Source organism: Bacillus sp. KS1, assembly GCF_020075515.1.
GTDB classification, from domain to species: domain Bacteria; phylum Bacillota; class Bacilli; order Bacillales; family Bacillaceae; genus Bacillus; species Bacillus velezensis.
Window position 1 is genome coordinate 363,657 of record NZ_JACAWW010000015.1, and the last position, 17,179, is coordinate 380,835.

Sequence of the window (17,179 nt, forward strand, 5' to 3'; positions counted from 1 at the left end):
GTGATTATGATAATATTGAGATACTTATACGATAAGGAGGATCTGGGATGTTCCTCAAACGTTTAGACGTTATAGGATTTAAATCATTTGCAGAACGGATATCCGTTGACTTTGTAAAAGGCGTCACGGCCGTTGTCGGTCCGAACGGCAGCGGAAAGAGCAACATTACCGAAGCCATCCGCTGGGTGCTCGGCGAACAATCAGCCCGCTCGCTTCGGGGCGGAAAAATGGAAGATATCATTTTTGCGGGAAGTGATTCGCGCAAGCGGCTGAACCTTGCCGAAGTTACGTTAACGCTTGATAATGAAGATCATTTTCTCCCGATCGATTACCACGAAGTCAGCGTGACGAGACGGGTGTACCGTTCCGGAGAAAGTGAATTTCTCATCAACAATCAGCAGTGCCGCCTGAAAGATATCATTGACTTATTTATGGACTCCGGGCTCGGGAAAGAAGCATTTTCTATTATCAGCCAGGGGAAAGTCGAAGAGATTCTCAGCAGCAAAGCGGAAGACCGCCGCAGTATTTTTGAAGAAGCGGCCGGCGTGCTGAAATATAAAACAAGAAAGAAAAAAGCGGAAAACAAACTGTTTGAGACGCAGGATAACTTAAACAGGGTGGAAGATATTCTCCACGAGCTTGAAGATCAGGTCGAACCGCTGAAAATCCAGGCATCAATCGCCAAAGACTACTTAGAAAAAAAGAAAGAGCTTGAGCATGTCGAAATCGCCCTTACCGCCTTTGACATCGAACAACTGCATGGCAGATGGTCGGGTTTAAAAGACAAGGTGCAGGCGGCTAAAGAAGAAGAATTGGCGGAATCATCGGCTCTATCCGCAAAAGAAGCGATGATAGAAGAGACGAGAGATAAAATCCACGCGCTTGATGAATCCGTCAACGAACTGCAGCAGGTTCTGCTCGTGACAAGTGAAGAGCTGGAAAAGCTGGAAGGCCGGAAAGAAGTGCTGAAAGAGCGCAAAAAAAACGCCGCGCAAAACCGGGAACAGCTTGAGGAATCCGTTACACATTACACGAACAAAGAAGCCGAACTGAAAGCGGACATTGAAAAACAGTCTGCCGTCTATGATAAGCTGCGTGCGGAAGTGAAGCAGTTAAACGCCCAGGTGAAAGAAAAGCAGCAGGCTCTCAGTCTGCATAATGAAAATGTAGAAGACAAAATTGAACAATTAAAAAGCGATTACTTTGAATTGTTAAACAGCCAGGCGTCGATTCGCAACGAGCTGCAGCTTTTAGATGACCAGATGTCCCAATCTGCGGTCCAGCAGGCGAGACTGACCGCAAACAATGAAAAATACCTTGAAGAACGAAACGATATTGCAGTCCGCAAAGCGGCGTGCGAAGAAGAATTGGCCGCCGTTGAAGAGGATATTCACAATCAGGTCGTCCGCTTTCGCGAAGTCCAGACAGCATATGAACAGAAAAAACGCCAATATGAAAAGAAAGAATCTGCGCTGTATCAGGCATATCAATTCGTCCAGCAGGCCAGATCCAAAAAAGATATGCTTGAAACGATGCAAGGCGATTTTTCAGGATTTTACCAAGGCGTAAAAGAAGTGCTGAAGCAGAAAGAGCAGCTTGGCGGCATCCGCGGCGCCGTTCTCGAACTGATTGCCACCGAACAAAAATATGAAACGGCGATCGAGATTGCACTCGGCGCAGCGGCGCAGCACGTTGTCACAGACGACGAGCAGGCGGCGCGGAAAGCGATTCAATATTTAAAACAGAATTCATTCGGCCGCGCGACGTTCCTGCCGCTTACGGTTATGAAACCGCGCCAGCTCCAAACCCGTGATGAACAGACGGCTTCAAAGCATCCGTCTTTCCTCGGCACAGCGAGCGGGCTTGTCACATATGATGCCGCGTATCGGAATGTCATTCAAAACCTTCTCGGCACCGTGCTGATCACTGAAGATTTAAAAGGCGCGAATGAACTGGCCAAGCTTCTCGGGCACCGCTACCGCATCGTGACGCTTGAGGGCGATGTCGTCAATCCAGGCGGATCAATGACAGGCGGCGCGGTCAAAAAGAAAAACAATTCTCTGCTCGGCAGAAGCCGTGAGCTTGAGACGGTGACTGCGCGGCTTTCCGAAATGGAAGAAAAAACAGCTCTGCTTGAAAAAGAGGTCAAAACGCTGAAGCAGGCCATTCAAGAGCTTGAACATACGCTGAGCGGTCTCCGTGAAGACGGTGAAGCTTTCAGAACAAAGCAGCAGGATGTAAAAGGCAGGCTGTATGAACTCGAAGTTGCTGAAAAGAACATCAATACCCATCTGGAGCTTTACGATCAGGAGAAAGCATCGCTGACGGAAAGCAGCCGGGAAAAAGAAACGCGCAAATCAGCTCTGGAAGAACAGCTGAGTGAGGCATCCGGCCAGCTGAAAGAGCTTGAGGAAGAGATGGAAAAGCTGACAAAACAAAAGCAGACCCTATCCTCAACAAAAGAAACGCTCTCTCATGAACTGACGGAATGTAAAGTGGCCGCTGCGAAAAAAGAACAGGCGTGCTCGAGTGAGGAAGACAACCTCAAAAGGCTGAAAAAAGAGCTTGAAGAAACGCAGCTCGCTCTGAAAGAAACACGGGAAGATTTAAGCCTCCTGACCTCAGAGATGACGTCCAGCACAAGCGGTGAGGAGCAGCTTGAAGAAGCAGCCCATCATAAGCTTCACGATAAAACGAGAACGATCGAATTGATCGCCAGCCGGCGCGACCAGCGGGTGAAGCTTCAGAGGGTGCTTGATACGAACGAGCTTGAGCTGAAAGAGATGAAGCGTCTGTACAAGCAAAAAACGGACATTCTGAAAGATGAAGAGGTAAAACTCGGCCGGATGGAAGTCGAGCTTGATAATCTCTTGCAGTATTTACGCGAGGAGTACAGCTTATCCTTTGAAGGGGCTAAAGAACAATATCAGCTCGAACTCGAGCCTGAAGATGCGAGAAAACGGGTCAAACTGATCAAGCTTTCAATTGAAGAGCTCGGAACGGTCAATCTCGGCAGCATCGATGAATTTGAAAGAGTAAACGAACGGTATCAGTTTTTAACAGAGCAGAAAAATGACCTGACGGAAGCGAAAAACACACTGTTTCAAGTCATTGAAGAAATGGATTCTGAAATGACGAAGCGATTCCATGAAACGTTTGTCCAGATCCGTTCTCAATTCAACGACGTGTTCCGTTCTTTATTCGGAGGAGGACGGGCTGAACTGAAGCTGACTGATCCGAATGATCTTCTTAATTCCGGGGTGGACATTATCGCGCAGCCTCCGGGCAAAAAACTGCAAAACTTAAATCTTTTGTCAGGGGGAGAACGGGCGCTGACTGCCATTGCCCTTTTATTCTCCATTCTGAAAGTAAGGCCCGTGCCGTTCTGCGTCCTTGATGAAGTGGAAGCTGCGCTTGATGAAGCCAATGTATTCAGGTTTGCGCAATATTTAAAAAAATACAGCGGCGACAGCCAGTTTATCGTCATCACCCACAGAAAAGGCACCATGGAAGAAGCGGATGTCCTCTACGGTGTTACGATGCAGGAATCCGGCGTTTCCCGAATGGTTTCGGTCAAACTGGAAGAAACAAAAGAATTCGTTCAGTAACGAGGAAAGAGGTTGAAAGATGAGCTTTTTTAAAAAATTAAAAGAGAAAATCACGAAACAGACAGACTCCGTCTCTGAAAAATTTAAAGATGGTCTTGAAAAAACAAGAAATTCCTTCTCAAATAAAGTGAACGAACTCGTCTCCCGCTACCGGAAGGTCGACGAGGATTTCTTCGAGGAGCTTGAGGAAGTGCTGATTGGCGCTGACGTCGGTTTTACAACCGTTATGGAGCTGATTGATGAGCTCAAAAAAGAAGTGAAGCTGAAAAACATCCAGGATCCTCAGGAAGTGCAGTCCGTCATTTCTGAAAAGCTTGTCGACATTTATAATAGCGGCGACGAACAGATTTCTGAATTAAATATTCAGGACGGGCGCCTGAACGTTATTCTGCTTGTCGGGGTAAACGGCGTCGGAAAAACGACAACGATCGGAAAACTTGCCCATAAGCTGAAAAATGAAGGCAAATCCGTTGTGCTCGCTGCCGGAGACACCTTCAGAGCCGGGGCGATTGAACAGCTTGAAGTGTGGGGGGAGCGTACAGGCGTGCCTGTCATTAAACAGGCTGCCGGAAGCGACCCTGCTGCGGTTATTTATGATGCCGTACACGCGGCTAAAGCAAGAGGAGCGGATGTGCTGATTTGTGATACGGCCGGCCGCCTTCAGAATAAAGTAAACTTAATGAAAGAGCTTGAAAAAGTCAAACGCGTCATCGAACGCGAAGTGCCTGAGGCTCCGCATGAGGTTCTCCTTGCGCTGGACGCGACGACAGGCCAAAATGCGATGGCGCAGGCGAAAGAATTCTCCAAAGCGACGAATGTGACGGGTATCGCGTTAACGAAGCTTGACGGCACCGCAAAAGGCGGTATCGTCCTGGCGATCCGCAATGAGCTTCACATCCCCGTGAAACTGGTCGGCCTCGGAGAAAAGGTTGACGATCTCCAGCGGTTTGATGCAGAATCTTACGTATACGGTCTCTTTTCTGATTTAGTTGAAAAAGCCGAGGATTAATGAATAAAAAACGAGTATAAAATGGACGGTTTTATACTCGTTTTTTTATACCATTGATAGATCGGAATGGAGGGGCAATTGTTGGACAAGTGGCTGAAAGCTGAATTGGAAAGCAAGATCGGCTCGATAAACCATATGTCGCTGTTGGATGAACAGGGAGGCACTTCAACCGTTCGAAAAATAGTGACCGGCCAAGACGCATTTCTGCTGAAAAGTTCTTTTCAACAGAAGTATCGGGAATGGTTAATGAGAGAAGCCTTCGTTTTACAAAAACTGACGGAAACTCGTCGTCTGCCTGTTCCTATTTATTATGGGATGATACAGGAACAGCATGCCAGCCATATCCTAATGTCATTTGAGGATGGAATCACCCTGACTTCGGCTTTAAGAAAAGCAAAAGGGGATACTGAAAAGAAAAAGCTGATCAAAAGTTTCGGCCAGTTTCTGCAACGGCTGCATGAAACCGAAATGGTCTCTGGTTTACAGCCGGAAACAGACTGGCTCGATCTGCAAATCAAACGAGCCGGGGAATATGTCAAAAAAGGACAGGCTGAAGGAAGTGCAGAGCTTTTGAAGGAATTGGACAGGTACAGGCCTGTTCCTGTTCAGCAGACAATGATTCACGGTGACTGCACGACTGATAATGTGCTGGTGAAAGACGGAGAGGTCTATCTGTTTATCGATGCTGCGGGAATATCGGCGGGAGATCCGCGATATGATGAATCATTAGCGATCAGTCATTTTGTCACAAATGAAGCATGCCTTAATGCTTTTTACGAAGGCTATTGCCGCTATCGTGTATCAAAACAAGAATTCGAGTATTTTAACGACGGTCTGTATGAATTTTTTTAAAAAAACTTATTATGTAAAAAGAGCATCCTGCTTTGACAAGATAAAAACTTGACACACGCTCTGAAACCATGTAAACTAAGTTTTTGTAAAGGGATTTGACTTAACAAAGGGGAGAGCTCAAATGTCGCTCGAAAAAACGACGAGAATGAACTATTTATTTGACTTCTATCAGTCGTTGCTGACGTCAAAACAAAAGAGCTATATGTCGCTTTATTATCTGGACGATTTCTCCCTTGGTGAAATAGCCGAAGAGTATGACGTTTCAAGGCAAGCCGTTTACGATAACATCAAACGGACTGAAGCGATGCTTGAACAATATGAAGAAAAACTGCTCCTTTTTAAAAAGTTTCAGGAGCGTAAAGAAATGTTTACAAAGCTGAAAGAGCTTGCTTCCGGGTTGCAGGAAGAGGAAAAAATGACGGCTCTGATTGAAGCGCTTGAGAAATTAGATTAGGAGGCGGCAAACAATGGCATTTGAAGGATTAGCCGACCGACTGCAAAAGACGATTTCAAAAATCCGCGGAAAAGGAAAAGTCAGCGAACAAGACGTAAAAGAGATGATGCGTGAAGTTCGTCTTGCGCTTCTTGAGGCTGACGTTAACTTTAAAGTCGTAAAGGATTTTGTGAAAAAAGTAAGTGAACGGGCTGTCGGACAGGACGTTATGCAGAGTCTGACACCCGGTCAGCAGGTTATTAAAGTCGTAAAAGAAGAGCTTACCGAGCTGATGGGCGGCGAAGAAAGCAAAATTGCCGTCGCCAAACGCCCGCCGACCGTTATTATGATGGTCGGGCTCCAAGGTGCCGGTAAAACGACAACCACGGGGAAGCTTGCCAACCTGCTGCGCAAAAAACATAACCGCAAACCGCTGCTCGTGGCTGCGGATATTTACCGCCCCGCCGCGATTAAACAGCTGGAAACACTGGGGAAACAGCTTGATATGCCGGTCTTTTCGCTTGGCGATCAGGTCAGCCCGGTGGAAATTGCCAGACAGGCGATTGAAAAAGCGAAGGAAGAGCATCATGATTATGTGATTTTAGATACCGCCGGACGGCTGCACATCGATCATGAACTGATGGATGAGCTCTCCGGCGTAAAGGAAGTCGCAAATCCTGAGGAAATTTTCCTTGTCGTCGACTCAATGACCGGTCAGGATGCGGTAAACGTCGCCAAAAGCTTTAATGACCAGCTCGGTTTAACGGGTGTCATTTTAACAAAGCTTGACGGGGATACCCGCGGAGGTGCGGCGCTTTCTATCCGCGCGGTCACCGAAACGCCGATTAAATTCGCCGGAATGGGAGAAAAGCTCGATGCTCTTGAAGCATTCCATCCTGAACGGATGGCATCCCGGATTCTCGGAATGGGTGACGTGCTGACGCTGATTGAAAAAGCTCAGGCGACCGTTGATGAAGACAAAGCCAAAGAGCTTGAGCAGAAAATGAGAACGATGAGCTTCACATTGGACGATTTTCTGGAGCAGCTCGGCCAGGTCCGAAACATGGGGCCTCTTGACGAACTGCTGCAAATGATGCCCGGCGCAGGCAAAATGAAAGGCTTAAAAAACATCCAAGTCGATGAAAAACAGCTGAATCATGTGGAAGCGATCATTAAATCAATGACTGTTCTTGAAAAAGAACAGCCGGATATCATTAACGCCAGCCGGCGGAAGCGGATTGCCAAAGGAAGCGGAACATCCGTTCAGGAAGTCAACCGTCTTTTAAAGCAGTTTGAGGAAATGAAAAAAATGATGAAGCAGATGACCAACATGACAAAAGGGAAGAAAAAAGGCTTTAAATTACCTTTTATGTAATCGGTTATACATGATAAAACCGTTGTTAAGAAAAAACACTTTACAAACACTTTTATCATTGTTAATATACTATCTTGTTGAAATATTTTCGGAGGTGCTAGTAAAATGGCAGTAAAAATTCGTTTAAAACGTATGGGAGCAAAAAAATCTCCTTTCTATCGTATTGTTGTAGCAGATTCTCGTTCACCGCGTGACGGCCGTTTCATCGAAACAGTCGGCACATACAACCCGGTTGCAAAGCCGGCTGAAGTGAAAATCAACGAAGAGCTTGCTCTTAAATGGCTTCAAACAGGAGCTAAACCTTCTGATACAGTCCGCAACTTGTTCTCAAGCCAAGGAATTATGGAAAAATTCCACAACGCTAAACAAGGCAAGTAATGACTGATCAGAACTTGGAAGATTTGATTGTCAGCATTGTGGCTCCGCTTGTCGACCATCCGGAAGACATAACGGTCACAAAGGAAGAGACTGATCAAAAGATTGCGCTGCGCTTATCTGTCAATAAGTCAGATACCGGTAAAATTATCGGAAAGCAAGGCCGGACTGCAAGAGCGATTCGAACCGTCGTTTTTGCAGCTGGCGCACAGTCTTCTAAGAAAGTTCAATTTGAAATATTTGACTGAAAAAGGGAGAGGGCCGGCACCTCCCCTTTTTTTACACGTAAAAAAGGCAAATGAACAGAAATATGTTGGAAGAGTGGGGAGTCTGGTCCTATGCAGATTATTCACAGGGTAACCGTTATGCAGGTTCTGACCGAGCAAAGCAAGGAAAAGCTTTTGGCCTCTTTTGCAGAAAAAAAGCAAACGCTTGAACGAGAATGCAGCCAGCTCTATTTTCAGCTTAGAAAACATGAAAAAGATCAGCAGAATCCCGATGTAGCGGAATCTTTTAAAAAAGCAATTGAAAAAAGACAAGACAAAATCAAAATGATCGATTTCCAAATAAGCCAGACAGAGTCGCTCCCGCTTGGAAGCGAAGTGAAGGAAAAGGAGATCGATGCGCTGCTTTCAATCAATGTCGGTGATAACTGGCATGAAAAAACAGCGGCAAATACCATCGTCATAAAAGACGGGGTAGTAATTGAAATCCGCCCGAGGTGATAATATGACAAACAGATGGTTTAATGTAGGCAAAATTGTAAATACCCACGGCATTAAAGGCGAAGTGCGGGTCATTTCTAAAACGGACTTTGCCGAAGAACGGTACAAGCCCGGCAATACGCTTTATTTGTTTGCGGAAGGGGCTGCGGAGCCAATCAAAGTAACGGTCAGCGCCCACAGGCTTCACAAGCAGTTTCACCTGCTGCAATTCAAAGAAATGCCGAGTCTCAATGAAGTTGAACACCTAAGAAACATGGTGATCAAAGTCCCTGAAGAAGACTTGGGAGAGCTTGAAGAAGATGAATTTTATTTTCATGAAATCATCGGCTGCGAGGTTGTGTCAGAAGACGGGGAACTGATCGGCACAGTGAAGGAAATTTTGACGCCCGGGGCTAATGACGTATGGGTGGTTGCAAGAAAAGGCAAAAAAGATGCGCTCATTCCGTATATTGCTTCTGTGGTAAAGGATATTAATATAAATGAGAAGAAAATTAAGATTCATGTAATGGAAGGGTTAATAGACGAATGAAAATCGACTTTTTAACACTGTTTCCCGAAATGTTTCAAGGGGTGCTCGGCTCATCCATTCTGCAAAAAGCACAGGAAAAAGAGGCTGTCCGTTTTGACGTCATCAATTTCCGGGCTTTTTCGGATAATAAACACCAAACGGTTGATGATTACCCGTACGGCGGGGGAGCCGGGATGGTGTTAAAGCCGCAGCCCGTATTTGATGCGGTTGAAAAGCTGACAGCAGGTACGGACGCCAAGCCGCGCATTATTCTCGTCTGCCCGCAAGGTGAGCGTTATACGCAGAAGAAAGCCGAGGAGCTTGCGGAAGAGGAACATCTCATGTTTATTTGCGGACATTATGAAGGGTATGATGAACGGATTCGGGAACATCTTGTCACTGATGAAATCTCCATCGGGGATTTTGTGCTGACCGGAGGAGAGCTCCCTGCCATGATGATCGCCGACAGCGTTGTCAGGCTTTTGCCGGGCGTCCTCGGAAAAGAAGCATCCCACGTGGAGGATTCCTTCAGCACGGGGCTTTTAGAGCATCCGCACTATACGAGGCCTGCAGATTATAAAGGCTTAAAAGTGCCTGAGACCCTTCTGTCCGGCAACCATGCCAAAATACAAGAATGGCGCAATAAAGAATCAATCAGAAGAACCTTTTTAAGACGTCCGGATCTTCTTGAAAACTATCCTCTCACTGATGAGCAAAGAAAATGGATTTCCGAGTGGGAAAACGAATAGATTCTATTGCGCAGGCGATGAAGATATGATAAGATACTACTTGTGGCTTAAGGAGGCTTATCCTTCAGAAGCTTGAAAACGATGTTCCGCTGTGCCTTGCAGTTGTGGCCAAGAGCATCTGTTGGAAGGAGTTGAAAACGATGCAAAAACTAATTCAAGATATCACAAAAGAACAGCTTCGCACTGATCTTCCTGCGTTCCGTCCTGGTGACACTTTACGTGTACACGTAAAAGTTGTTGAGGGTAACCGTGAGCGTATCCAGATCTTCGAAGGTGTTGTGATCAAGCGTCGTGGTGGTGGAATCAGCGAAACGTTCACAGTTCGTAAGATTTCTTACGGTGTTGGCGTTGAACGTACATTCCCTGTACACACACCAAAAATCGCGAAAATCGAAGTTGTACGTTACGGTAAAGTACGTCGCGCTAAGCTTTACTACCTGCGTGAACTTCGCGGAAAAGCGGCTCGTATTAAAGAAATCAGACGATAATGATAACGAACGAAAAGAGCTTGTTACCCGTAACAGGCTCTTTTTTTATATGAAATTTGTAAAAGCAGAACAAGCAACGTAAAATACATAAGAGATCATCGGAACATTCGGTTCCGGTAAATAAGGCAGGTGTCGAAGTCACATGACCATTCAATGGTTCCCAGGCCATATGGCTAAAGCGAGACGGGAAGTAACAGAAAAACTGAAATTAATTGATATCGTATACGAATTGGTGGATGCGAGAATCCCGATGTCATCGAGAAATCCGATGATTGAGGAGATTTTAAAAAATAAGCCGCGCATTATGCTTTTAAATAAAGCCGATAAGGCGGATGCGGCTGTGACTGCCCAGTGGAAGGACCACTTTCAGGAACAGGGCATTCCCTCTCTTTCAATAAACTCCGTTAACGGGCAGGGACTGCATCAAATCGTGCCGTCCTCAAAAGAGCTGCTGAAAGATAAGTTCGATAAAATGAAAGCAAAAGGCGTTAGGCCAAGAGCAATCCGCGCATTAATCATCGGCATTCCGAATGTCGGCAAGTCTACGCTCATTAACCGGCTGGCCAAGAAAAACATTGCCAAGACGGGAGACAGGCCCGGCATTACCACTTCACAGCAGTGGGTAAAGGTAGGCAAGGAATTAGAGCTGCTCGATACACCGGGAATTTTATGGCCTAAATTTGAAGATGAGCTTGTCGGCTTGCGCCTGGCGATCACCGGGGCGATTAAAGATACGATTATCAACCTGCAGGATGTGGCCGTCTTCGGGCTGCGCTTTCTGGAAGAGCATTATCCCGACCGCTTGAAGGAGCGCTACGGACTTCAGGAAATCCCTGAGGATATCGCCGCTCTTTTCGACGCGATCGGTGAAAAACGAGGCTGTTTGATGGGCGGCGGAATGGTTGACTATGATAAAACAACGGAAGTCATCATTCGGGACATCCGGACGGAAAAATTCGGCAGGCTTTCATTTGAAACACCATCAGAATAAAGACGCGCAGCGATGCGGGTCTTTATTTTTTCCGCAGAATACCGATATACATAATGTAAGGGAGAAGAGAACGTGAATACATTAACCGTAAAAAGCGTAAAAGAACGCCTGCAAGAGGTCAGGGACGAAAGCGACCCCTTCCTTGCCCAATGTGAGAAAGACCCGAGAAAAAGCGTACAGACGCTTTTAGAGCAATGGCTGAAAAAGCACGCGAAGGAAAAAGCTCTTAAAGAGCAATGGCTGAACATGACGGCATACGAAAGACTGTCATCCAAAAAGGGCTTCCGCCTGATTGCGGGTGTTGACGAAGCCGGAAGAGGGCCGCTTGCCGGACCGGTTGTCGCCGGCGCCGTCATTTTGCCGGCAGAATGCGAGATTCTCGGTCTCACGGACTCGAAGAAATTGTCGGAAAAGAAGCTCGAGGAGTATTACAGCCGGATCACGGAAGAAGCGGCGGCTGTAGGAGTCGGCATTGTCCATGCGGACGTCATTGACCGGATCAACATTTATGAGGCCGCGAGACTGGCGATGGTAAAAGCCGTCAATGCTTTAACGGAAACACCTGATTATCTGCTTGTTGATGCCATGACCCTTCCGCTTGACATTCCGCAGTCATCAGTTATAAAAGGGGATGCCAAAAGCGTGTCAATTGCCGCCGGAGCCTGCATAGCAAAAGTAACGCGGGACCGTCTCATGGCTGAGTACGCCAAAACCTATCCCATGTACGGCTTTGAAAAAAATAAAGGCTACGGAACGAAAGAACATCTTGAAGCTCTTCAGGCATACGGACCGACAACTATTCACCGAAAAACGTTCGCTCCCGTTCAATCTTATTGTTAGAAAAGAGGCTTAAGACATGAACATAAGCGGCGAAATCCAAGCGGCTTTCAGACAGCTGACGGCGGAAATCCCTCCGGACCGGCAAGACGGCGGTAAAGACAGCGGCGCTCAAAGGCTGCTGTTAGGGAAGGTTCTCCGTTTGCTGGACGATCAAAGCGCTCTTATCCAAATCGGCGGCCGGACGATGCAGGGAAAACTTGAAACCGCCCTTCGTCCGCAGGCGTATTACTGGTTTTCTTATGACAAACAGCCGGCGGAAAAAACGGGCCGGCTTCATGTCATCGACCAATTCGAAGGAAGCCCGAAAACCGTTCAGGAAGCTGCGGGAAGACTGTTAAACGCTCTTTCCGTCAAATCAGGTCCTGTGTCTCTGCAGATTGCCGAAACATTTATGCAGCAGAAGCTGCCGATGACGGAAAACAGCCTCAAAGCCTGCATCCGCTGGGCTGAATCGCTTCCGGCCGCCGAATTGAAAAAAGCGGCGGAAACAATCGTATTTGCGCTGAAACGGGAACTGCCCGCACATCCGGAAGTCTTGTCAGCCATTCATGCCGTTAAATATCCGGTTCCGACCCGGCGCCTCCTCTCAGGACTGCTTCAGGCAGTCAATCAGGCTCCGCAATCGGCAAAAGAGCTGTCTGTGCTCAAAGAGGCGGTTTCTGACGTGTTAAACGCGGAAACGGATCTTCATGCAGAACGTCTCTTGAAGAAGCTTGCCGAGGCTGCACGCATGCCGATCTCAGAAACCGGGCTGATGGATGAAGGAGAACGGACGGGATCAAAACAATCACCATTTGTCCGAGAGACTCGTGAAAACGGAAAGGCAGTCTCAAGCCAACCTTCTCCTCCGAGTGCGCGGACAGATCCGGAACTTCCTGAAAAAACGGCAAAACAGATTATAGAGAAATTAATGACATCGGCAGAAGAAACTGAAAACCGTCCCGTAAAAGTAACGGCGGAGATCATGAAGGCTTTCATTTCTCAAGAAAGAACATTGAAAACAGCACCTGTTCTTCAAAACGCACGTCTGACAGAACAGGAGGCGGCTGTTTTCGAAAAAGCCGTTCAGCTCACCGAATTGAAATATGCGGAAAAACATGATGTATTAAGCCTTTTGCAGAAAATCAAAAAAGGACTGGGCACGCGTGATGAATTATCATTCATTACAGCGCTTGAAAAAGGCGTGTCTCCGCAGCCGGAGAAACAAGCGCTGAAAACGGCCCTCCAAGCCGTCTGGACGCTTCAAGAAGCGCCCCAATCCGTTAAACAAGAGGCGGAACCGCTTATTCATAAATTAAACGGCCAGCTGTTTATTGAGCAGCATAACCCTTCTTTTACGCAGATGGTGCTGTCATTTCCGCTGGGAGCGTCCGCGTATGAGAATGATATCACAGTTCTCTTTAAAGGACGGAAGAAGCCGGACGGAAAACTCGATCCGTCACATTGCAGGCTCCTGTTTTTGCTGCATCTTGAAACACTGCAAGAAACCGTTGTGGACTGCATGATTCAGCAAAATGTAATGACCATTACGGTTGAGACTGATTTTGAGCTTCAGGCGGCCATCGACCCTCTCGTACCGGCTTTAAAAGAAGCCGTAAAAGAAACGGGCTTCAGCCTGTCAGGCGTCACGGCTAAAAAACGGCGCCCGAAAGACCAGAGCGCTCTTGTGGAAGAGTTTATGGAAAAAGACGGCGGAAGAAAAGTGGATGTGAAAATATGAAAGAGCAAACGCCGTTAAGAAGAGCTGTCGCCCTGCATTACGACCGGCAGAAAGACCAAGCCCCGAAGGTTGTCGCAACAGGCAGGGGGCACGTGGCGGAAAATATTATAAAAGAAGCTGAGAAGGCTGGGGTCCCCATTCAGGAAGACTGAACCCTTGTCGAATTAATGCGCCATTTGACGGTTGACGATCAGATACCGGAGGCGCTTTATGAAACCGTTGCCGAAATTTTTTCATTTGTTTACAGACTGGACGAAACCCTGAAAAACGAAAAATAAGGACCATTCATTTCCCGGACTCCGTTTAAATTTATATTTTCAATAAAATAAAAGTTAGAATGTTTGGAAGGATATAAAGATTTTGTTTTGAACCCTAGACAATTCTTCCAGTATTATATAGAATGAAAGCGCAGTCTATTTTTAGTTTTGCTACATAAGTTAGGAGGATGGGAAATGAATATCCATGAGTACCAGGGAAAAGAAGTCCTCAGAAAATACGGGGTGTCTGTTCCTGAAGGTAAAGTGGCTTTTACAGCAGAGGAAGCAGTTGAAAAAGCAGAGAGCCTGTCAAGCTCGGTTTATGTCGTAAAGGCGCAAATCCATGCTGGCGGCCGCGGCAAAGCTGGTGGGGTAAAGATTGCAAAAACAAAAGATGAAGTGAAAGAGTATGCCGAAGAACTGTTAGGCAAGACGCTCGTCACACATCAAACGGGTCCGGACGGACAAGTAATAAAACGCTTACTTATTGAAGAAGGCTGCGATATTAAAAAGGAATACTATGTCGGGCTTGTACTTGACCGCGCTACTTCAAGAATCGTTTTAATGGCGTCTGAAGAAGGCGGAACGGAGATTGAAGAAGTAGCGGAAAAAACACCTGAAAAAATTAAAAAAGCGGTAATTGATCCGGCTGTCGGCCTTCAGGGCTATCAGGCAAGGGAAATTGCATTCGCAATTAACATCCCGAAAGAGCTTGTCGGCAAAGCCGCTAAATTTATGCTCGGCTTATATAAAGCATTTGTTGAGAAGGACTGCTCCATCGCCGAGATCAACCCTCTCGTCGTTACGGGGGACGGAAACGTCATGGCGCTGGATGCTAAGCTGAACTTCGACAGCAATGCGTTATACAGACAAAAAGACATTATGGAATACAGAGATTTAGATGAAGAAGATCCGAAAGAAATCGAAGCGTCAAAATACGATTTAAGCTACATTTCCCTTGATGGAAATATCGGCTGCATGGTAAACGGCGCGGGTCTTGCAATGTCTACAATGGATATCATTAAACACTACGGCGGAGAACCTGCAAACTTCCTTGATGTCGGGGGCGGCGCAACCGCAGAAAAAGTGACGGAAGCTTTTAAAATCATTCTTTCCGATCAAAACGTAAAAGGAATTTTCGTTAATATTTTCGGAGGCATCATGAAGTGTGATGTCATCGCCGAAGGCGTTGTTGAAGCGACGAGACAAGTCGGATTGACATTGCCGCTGGTCGTGCGCCTTGAAGGGACAAACGTAGATTTAGGAAAGAAAATCCTGAATGAATCAGGCTTAAATATCACATCTGCGGAATCAATGGCAGACGGCGCACAGAAAATCGTATCCTTAGTTTAGGAAAGAATGAAAGGCAGGGGACCAGATAATGAGTGTTTTTATCAATAAAGATACAAGAGTTATTGTACAGGGGATTACAGGTTCTACCGCTTTATTTCATACAAAGCAGATGCTGGAATACGGCACGAATATCGTTGGCGGTGTAACACCTGGAAAAGGCGGAACGGAAGCGGAAGGCGTACCGGTATTCAATACGGTCGCAGAAGCGGTTCATACAACGGGCGCTGATGCGTCAGTTATTTACGTGCCGGCTCCGTTTGCGGCGGACGCAATTATGGAAGCGGTTGACGCGGAAATTGATCTTGTCATTTGTATCACTGAGCACATTCCGGTTTTGGACATGGTGAAAGTGAAGCGCTTTATGGAAGGCAAGAAAACGAGATTAATAGGGCCGAACTGCCCGGGTGTTATTACACCTGAAGAATGCAAGATCGGCATTATGCCGGGATACATTCATAAAAAGGGTCATGTCGGCGTTGTATCCCGTTCAGGAACATTGACATACGAGGCCGTCCATCAGCTTTCAGAAGCCGGCGTAGGCCAGTCTACCGCTGTAGGGATCGGCGGCGATCCGGTCAACGGCACGAACTTTATTGACGTGTTAAAAGCGTTCAATGAAGATCCTGAAACACATGCCGTCATCATGATCGGAGAAATCGGCGGCACAGCTGAAGAAGAAGCGGCTGAGTGGGTGAAAGCGAACATGACGAAGCCTGTTGTCGGCTTTATCGGCGGTAAAACCGCGCCTCCGGGAAAACGCATGGGCCATGCGGGCGCCATCATCTCCGGAGGAAAAGGCACGGCAGAAGAAAAAGTCAAAACGATGAACGCCTGCGGAATTGAAGTCGCGGAAACCCCTTCTGTAATGGGTGAAACGCTGATTAAGGTGTTAAAAGAAAAAGGCTTATTTGAAACGTGCAAAACGCACTGATCGAAGCAGGGGCAGCCGTAACGGCTGTTCCTGTTTTTGCTGAAAAAAGAGGAGGTTGCCCGATTTGGATCAAGCATCGCGCTGTTTAATGGTCTGCAGTATTAATCAAATCATTTCCCCGTCTCTTCTATTAAAATGGTGGAAAGCTGATCACTCTCTGTCTTTTTTACCGGATCCGCATCCATTAACTGTTTTATCAGAAGGGAAAACAGCCCCGGAAGCAATTTTTCGGGAAATAGAGCGCAAGGATCCGGAACTTGATGAAGTTCTGTCCGATTACCGCCGCGAAGGCATTACTGTTATTCCGATTTCATCAAGCCGCTACCCAACATGGCTTAAAGCGATTTATGATCCGCCGGCTGTCTTGTATGCAAAAGGGAACACGCTGCTTCTTGAAAAAGGCAGAAAAATCGGGATTGTAGGAACGCGGAAACCGACGGAAGACGGAATAAAAGCGGTTGGGCATCTTTCCGCCGAACTCTCAAAAAAAGGCTGGGTCATTGTAAGCGGGCTTGCATCCGGTATAGACGGTTTGTCTCATAAGGCGAGCATCAGGGCAAAAGGGCTTACGATCGGCGTGATAGCCGGCGGATTCCATCACATCTATCCCCGGGAAAATCTCCTGTTAGCAGAATACATGGCTGAACACCATCTCCTACTCTCAGAACATCCTCCTGAAACAAAGCCGAAAAAATGGCACTTTCCGATGAGAAACCGCATAATCAGCGGACTAAGTGAAGGAATTGTGGTCGTGCAGGGAAAAGAAAAAAGCGGTTCATTAATCACAGCTTACCAGGCCCTCGATCAAGGCAGAGAGGTATTTGCCGTTCCGGGTTCCATATTTAATCCATATTCCGGAGGACCTATAAAACTCATTCAAGAAGGGGCGAAAGCTGTATTATGCGCAGAGGATATTGACGGAGAGCTGACCGCCCGATGCGTTCAGTATACGGAACCCTTTTGAA

The 17,179-nt window shown here is 46.8% G+C and carries 17 protein-coding genes and 1 pseudogene; all 18 read left to right on the plus strand.

Going from position 1 to position 17,179, the window contains the following annotated elements; translation table 11 throughout:
- The first annotated feature begins 47 nt into the window (after positions 1 to 47).
- Positions 48 to 3,608 carry a chromosome segregation protein SMC gene (gene smc, locus HWY38_RS09120; RefSeq protein ID WP_224181695.1) on the plus strand — a complete coding sequence of 1,187 codons (3,561 nt, stop codon included), beginning with the start codon at positions 48 to 50 and terminating at the stop codon, positions 3,606 to 3,608.
- 19 nt (positions 3,609 to 3,627) lie between these two features.
- Entirely contained in the window at positions 3,628 to 4,617 is a 990-nt protein-coding gene (ftsY, locus tag HWY38_RS09125; protein WP_003154301.1) for a signal recognition particle-docking protein FtsY, read from the plus strand.
- Between the two features lie 81 nt (positions 4,618 to 4,698).
- Entirely contained in the window at positions 4,699 to 5,469 is a 771-nt protein-coding gene (locus HWY38_RS09130) for a phosphotransferase family protein (RefSeq protein WP_224181696.1), read from the plus strand.
- Positions 5,470 to 5,590: 121 nt separating this feature from the next.
- Positions 5,591 to 5,923, plus strand: coding sequence for a putative DNA-binding protein (locus HWY38_RS09135; protein WP_003154299.1), 333 nt, complete (start codon positions 5,591 to 5,593; stop codon positions 5,921 to 5,923).
- A gap of 13 nt (positions 5,924 to 5,936) precedes the next feature.
- Positions 5,937 to 7,277 carry a signal recognition particle protein gene (gene ffh / locus HWY38_RS09140; RefSeq protein ID WP_007409763.1) on the plus strand — a complete coding sequence of 447 codons (1,341 nt, stop codon included), beginning with the start codon at positions 5,937 to 5,939 and terminating at the stop codon, positions 7,275 to 7,277.
- A gap of 105 nt (positions 7,278 to 7,382) precedes the next feature.
- Entirely contained in the window at positions 7,383 to 7,655 is a 273-nt protein-coding gene (gene rpsP / locus HWY38_RS09145) for a 30S ribosomal protein S16 (protein WP_003154296.1), read from the plus strand.
- Complete coding sequence (locus HWY38_RS09150; protein WP_007611392.1) at positions 7,655 to 7,900, plus strand: KH domain-containing protein; 246 nt, start codon at positions 7,655 to 7,657, stop codon at positions 7,898 to 7,900. The genes rpsP and HWY38_RS09150 overlap by 1 nt, the downstream gene beginning before the upstream one ends.
- Positions 7,901 to 7,990: 90 nt before the next feature.
- A complete protein-coding gene (locus tag HWY38_RS09155; protein WP_003154291.1) occupies positions 7,991 to 8,377 on the plus strand; it encodes a YlqD family protein in 387 nt (128 codons plus the stop codon).
- A 4-nt stretch (positions 8,378 to 8,381) separates the two neighbouring features.
- Positions 8,382 to 8,906 carry a ribosome maturation factor RimM gene (gene rimM / locus HWY38_RS09160; protein WP_003154290.1) on the plus strand — a complete coding sequence of 175 codons (525 nt, stop codon included), beginning with the start codon at positions 8,382 to 8,384 and terminating at the stop codon, positions 8,904 to 8,906.
- The gene (gene trmD / locus HWY38_RS09165) at positions 8,903 to 9,634 is read left to right on the plus strand and encodes a tRNA (guanosine(37)-N1)-methyltransferase TrmD (protein WP_003154289.1); all 732 of its coding nucleotides are present in this window, start codon (positions 8,903 to 8,905) and stop codon (positions 9,632 to 9,634) included. The genes rimM and trmD overlap by 4 nt, the downstream gene beginning before the upstream one ends.
- Before the next feature lie 140 nt (positions 9,635 to 9,774).
- Positions 9,775 to 10,122, plus strand: a complete 348-nt coding sequence (rplS, locus tag HWY38_RS09170; protein ID WP_003154288.1) for a 50S ribosomal protein L19 — start codon at positions 9,775 to 9,777, stop codon at positions 10,120 to 10,122.
- 142 nt (positions 10,123 to 10,264) lie between these two features.
- Positions 10,265 to 11,113, plus strand: coding sequence for a ribosome biogenesis GTPase YlqF (ylqF, locus tag HWY38_RS09175; protein WP_007409766.1), 849 nt, complete (start codon positions 10,265 to 10,267; stop codon positions 11,111 to 11,113).
- A gap of 72 nt (positions 11,114 to 11,185) precedes the next feature.
- A complete protein-coding gene (locus HWY38_RS09180) occupies positions 11,186 to 11,953 on the plus strand; it encodes a ribonuclease HII (protein WP_007611398.1) in 768 nt (255 codons plus the stop codon).
- A gap of 16 nt (positions 11,954 to 11,969) precedes the next feature.
- Positions 11,970 to 13,673 carry a glycosyl transferase gene (locus HWY38_RS09185; protein ID WP_224181697.1) on the plus strand — a complete coding sequence of 568 codons (1,704 nt, stop codon included), beginning with the start codon at positions 11,970 to 11,972 and terminating at the stop codon, positions 13,671 to 13,673.
- Positions 13,670 to 13,951, plus strand: a pseudogene (locus HWY38_RS09190) (FlhB-like flagellar biosynthesis protein). Before HWY38_RS09185 ends, HWY38_RS09190 begins: the two are co-directional and overlap by 4 nt.
- Positions 13,952 to 14,125: 174 nt before the next feature.
- Entirely contained in the window at positions 14,126 to 15,283 is a 1,158-nt protein-coding gene (sucC, locus tag HWY38_RS09195; RefSeq protein ID WP_003154283.1) for an ADP-forming succinate--CoA ligase subunit beta, read from the plus strand.
- A gap of 28 nt (positions 15,284 to 15,311) precedes the next feature.
- On the plus strand, positions 15,312 to 16,214 hold the full coding sequence (sucD, locus tag HWY38_RS09200; protein ID WP_003154281.1) for a succinate--CoA ligase subunit alpha: 903 nt from the start codon (positions 15,312 to 15,314) through the stop codon (positions 16,212 to 16,214).
- Positions 16,215 to 16,278: 64 nt separating this feature from the next.
- Positions 16,279 to 17,178, plus strand: a complete 900-nt coding sequence (gene dprA / locus HWY38_RS09205; protein ID WP_032871465.1) for a DNA-processing protein DprA — start codon at positions 16,279 to 16,281, stop codon at positions 17,176 to 17,178.
- Position 17,179 lies beyond the last annotated feature (1 nt).